At 44.5% G+C, this 3936-nt stretch carries 4 protein-coding genes and 1 pseudogene; all 5 read left to right on the forward strand.

The genetic code is table 11. The features are described 5' to 3' along the window. Positions 1 to 288: pseudogene (locus B3182_RS10200) on the forward strand (HlyD family type I secretion periplasmic adaptor subunit); the annotation flags it as partial. A gap of 15 nt (positions 289 to 303) precedes the next feature. Next, entirely contained in the window at positions 304 to 954 is a 651-nt protein-coding gene (locus B3182_RS10205) for a response regulator transcription factor (protein ID WP_292358017.1), read from the forward strand. A 139-nt stretch (positions 955 to 1093) separates the two neighbouring features. Then, positions 1094 to 2413, forward strand: a complete 1320-nt coding sequence (locus B3182_RS10210; protein ID WP_292358018.1) for a TolC family outer membrane protein — start codon at positions 1094 to 1096, stop codon at positions 2411 to 2413. 150 nt (positions 2414 to 2563) lie between these two features. Next, on the forward strand, positions 2564 to 3079 hold the full coding sequence (gene fabA / locus B3182_RS10215) for a 3-hydroxyacyl-[acyl-carrier-protein] dehydratase FabA (RefSeq protein WP_292358020.1): 516 nt from the start codon (positions 2564 to 2566) through the stop codon (positions 3077 to 3079). Between the two features lie 9 nt (positions 3080 to 3088). Next, positions 3089 to 3936: beta-ketoacyl synthase N-terminal-like domain-containing protein (locus B3182_RS10220; RefSeq protein ID WP_292752658.1), on the forward strand; the 848-nt coding region annotated here is incomplete at its 3' end.

Consider the following 3936-nt stretch of genomic DNA (forward strand, 5'->3'; position numbering starts at 1 on the left):
CAGGAAGCAATAATAAAGTTTACAGCATATGACTTTTCCATTTATGGTGGGCTAGAGGCAAAGCTGGTACGTATCAGTGCGGATACGATCACTAATGAAGAAGATGAAAGTTTTTATCTTATCTATTTACGCACTGAACAAAATTTTATAAAAAGTAGTATGGGCGAATTAGGAATTATTCCGGGCATGACAGTGACCGTAGATATTCTGACTGGTGAAAAAACCGTGCTTGATTACTTATTAAAGCCCATACTGAAAGCAAAAAATGAAGCGTTGAGAGAGCGTTGAGGCTAAGGTTGAACGATGACAGTAATTACAGAGACTGAAAAAAGTCTTTATCTGGCTACTGCAGATGCGGATGTGGCGCGTGTCATAACTGATGCATTGCCAGCTTTGTACGACGTTAGCCTTTATAAGGATGTTAACGGTTTATTAGACGCATTAAAAAAACAAACAGCAGAATTGGTACTTTGTCATCAATTTCTGCTGGATGACAATCCTGATCATGTTATCAGTGAACTCAAAAAGCTCTGCCCGGATAGCAGAATTTTGGTGATTGGCCCTCCACGGCCAATACCGGTACAAATAGCAGCCTTGAAGCAGGGCGCTCGTGGTTATTTCAATCAAAATCTGCCGATGAGCAAACTACAAGAAGCTCTGCTGCTGATTTTGAATGGTGAAGTCTGGGTCGAGCGTCATGTGATATCCGGACTGATAGATGAAATCAGTCATATTCCTGAAGTGAGTGAAAAACAGCGTAAAGCAGCAGAAACACTTTCTCCAAAAGAATTGGAAGTGGCCAAAATGGTTAGTCATGGTGCGACCAACAAAATGATCGCTCGAAATATGAATATCACTGAAAGAACAGTGAAAGCCCACTTAACTACCATTTTTCAGAAAATGAGTTTACCGGATCGTCTTTCTCTGGCTATCGTCTTTAGGGATCTTAGATAGAGCAGATTGTGTATTTGAACTGTTTTGACTACAATCGGCCGGTAATGGACTAGTAAGTATTACCTGGGGGGGAGAAGCTGTAATCGGTAGTGACCCTTGATAAAGAATACTAATTACTGCTTTGAACTAGGAAAAGAATATGAACAAAGCGCTTTTTTTAATCCCATCATTGCTCTGCTCTAGCTTTGTGCAAGCTGATACATTACAGGAAGCAATTCACACCACGCTGAAAACCAATCCGGATGTTTTGGCTTCAATCAGTGAGCGTCAGGCGGTTTCCAAAGAAATTGATCAGGCACAGGCAGGTTATTTCCCAACAATTGATCTGGGGCTCGGAACCGGTTGGGAGTCAACTGATAATCCAGCTTCCCGTAACCGTGGTGACGGTGAGATTCATTTAAATCGTGATGAAGCCAGTTTGAATCTGCGGCAAATGCTTTATGATGGCAGCCTGACCAAAAATGAGGTTGAACGTCAAAAAGCCAGAACCGATTCACGCGCACATTCAGTTTACAGTGTGGCTGAAAATACGGCTTTAGAGGCGACAGAAGCTTATCTTAATGTGTTGCGTCGGCAGAAATTGGTGGAATTAGCGCAAACCAATCTGGAATCTCATCTGCGTACCCATGATCAGATTACCTTACGCAGCGAACGTGGCGTAGGACGTCGGGCAGACATGGATCAGAGTTTGGGTCGCCTGGCATTAGCGGAAACCAATTTAATGGCTGAGCAAAGCAATTTGCGGGATGCCGAAACCAATTATTTACGTGTCGTTGGCGAAGCGCCATCCTCATTGTCACAGCCCCCGTCACCTGAACCGTTTTTGCCAATGACAGTGGAAGAAGCGGTCAATATCGCTATTCAGAATCATCCAACCTTACGTTCTGCTCAAGCTGATGTCGCTTCGGCCAATGCACAACATGACGTTACCAAAGCTGCTTTTTTACCGCGTGTTGATTTTGAATTAGGCACTCGTAATGACCATGATATTGATGGGGTTCGAGGCACTGATAAAGACGTCACAGCCATGTTCAGACTACGCTACAATCTGCTGAATGGTGGAAAAGATAAGGCAAGACGTGAAGAAACGGCTTTTCTGATTAATCAGGCGGCTGAAATTCGCAATAATACGCACCGTCAGGTGGAGCAGAGTGTCCGTTTATCATGGAATGCTCTGGAAACAGTACGCAGACAAATGTCATACTTTGAAGAATATGCTGCAGCAGCTGAAAAAACCCGCGATGCCTATCAGCAACAATTTAACTTTGGACAGCGCACATTACTGGATTTGCTGGATTCCGAGAATGAATTGTTCCGGGCGCGAATTGCACTGACGAATGCTCAATATGATGAAATTTTTACGATGTATCGGGTGCTCAACAGTATTGGATTATTACTGGAAAGTCTTGAGATAATTGCGCCTGCTGCGGCAACCACAGTTGCTGATAACCGTAAATAATCATTCTCCACAGCTCAATAAAATCGATAAGCCATGCCGTAGGGTATGGCTTTTTATTAGAACCAGTGCGTTGATAGCTGCATCTTTTTCTGCATTCAAACTATCATGCTATTATATCGTGCTTAATTTGTAGGGTTATTTTAGAATTTCATGAGTAAGCAATCATCTTTTTCCTTCGAGGAACTCTTGCAGTGTGGCCATGGAGAAATGTTTGGCCCGGGTAATGCCCAACTGCCAGTACCGAATATGCTGATGATGGATCGCATCAGTCATATTTCAAATGATGGTGGCGCCTATGGGAAAGGTGAAATCATTGCTGAACTGGATATTCATCCGGATTTATGGTTTTTTAAATGCCATTTTCCGGGAGATCCCGTTATGCCGGGTTGCATGGGCTTAGATGCCATGTGGCAGTTACTAGGCTTTTTTCTGGCGTGGGATGGTAATCCCGGCAGAGGAAGAGCGCTGGGCTCAGGTGAAGTGAAATTCACCGGCCAAGTATTGCCTACTGCCAAAAAAGTGACTTACCGTATTGATTTGAAACGAGTAATTTCACGCAAGCTGGTATTGGCCATTGCAGATGGCACAGTGTCGGTAGATGGTCGCGATATCTACTTCGCCAAAGATTTACGAGTTGGTCTGTTTACTTCAACTGACAACTTTTAGGACAAGACAATGAGACGTGTAGTTGTTACTGGTATGGGGATCACCTCTTGTCTGGGGTTGGATCTCGCCACCGTTACTGAATCACTTCGCACCGGTCGTTCTGGTATCCGCTTTAAGCAACAATATGCTGATATGGGATTTCGAAGCCATGTAGCGGGGTTTTTTGATATTGATTTTAAAGAATTTATTGATCGTAAAGTGTTGCGGTTTATGGGGGATGCGGCCGCGTATGCCTATATCGCAATGAAACATGCGATTCAGGATGCAGGCTTAAGCGAAAGCGATGTTTCCAATCCTAAAACAGGCTTGGTGATGGGCTCCGGTGGTGCATCCTCTTCCAATCAGGTTGAAGCAGCGGATATTCTCCGCGAAAAAGGCCTGAAACGGGTTGGTCCTTATCGTGTCACTCAGGTTATGGGAAGTACCACTTCCGCCTGTCTAGCAACTCCTTTCAAAATCAAAGGCATTAACTATTCGATGTCTTCGGCCTGTGCCACGAGTGCCCATTGCATCGGTAATGCTATGGAGCAAATTCAGCTTGGCAAACAAGATGTTGTGTTTGCTGGTGGTGCGGAAGAAGAACACTGGACCATGAGCTCATTGTTCGATGCGATGGGTGCTTTATCGACCAAATATAACGATACGCCCGAAAAGGCTTCCCGTGCATACGATACCGATCGTGATGGGTTTGTTATTGCTGGCGGTGGAGGTGTTTTAGTTCTGGAAGAATATGAACATGCCAAAGCGCGTGGAGCCAAAATTTACGCGGAACTGACGGGATATGCAGCCACTTCTGATGGTTATGACATGGTGGCTCCTTCTGGTGAAGGCGCACAACGTTGTATGGAAATGGCCAT

The sequence above is a fragment of the Methylophaga sp. UBA4204 genome (genome assembly GCF_002379485.1).
In the GTDB taxonomy this organism is placed as follows: domain Bacteria; phylum Pseudomonadota; class Gammaproteobacteria; order Nitrosococcales; family Methylophagaceae; genus Methylophaga.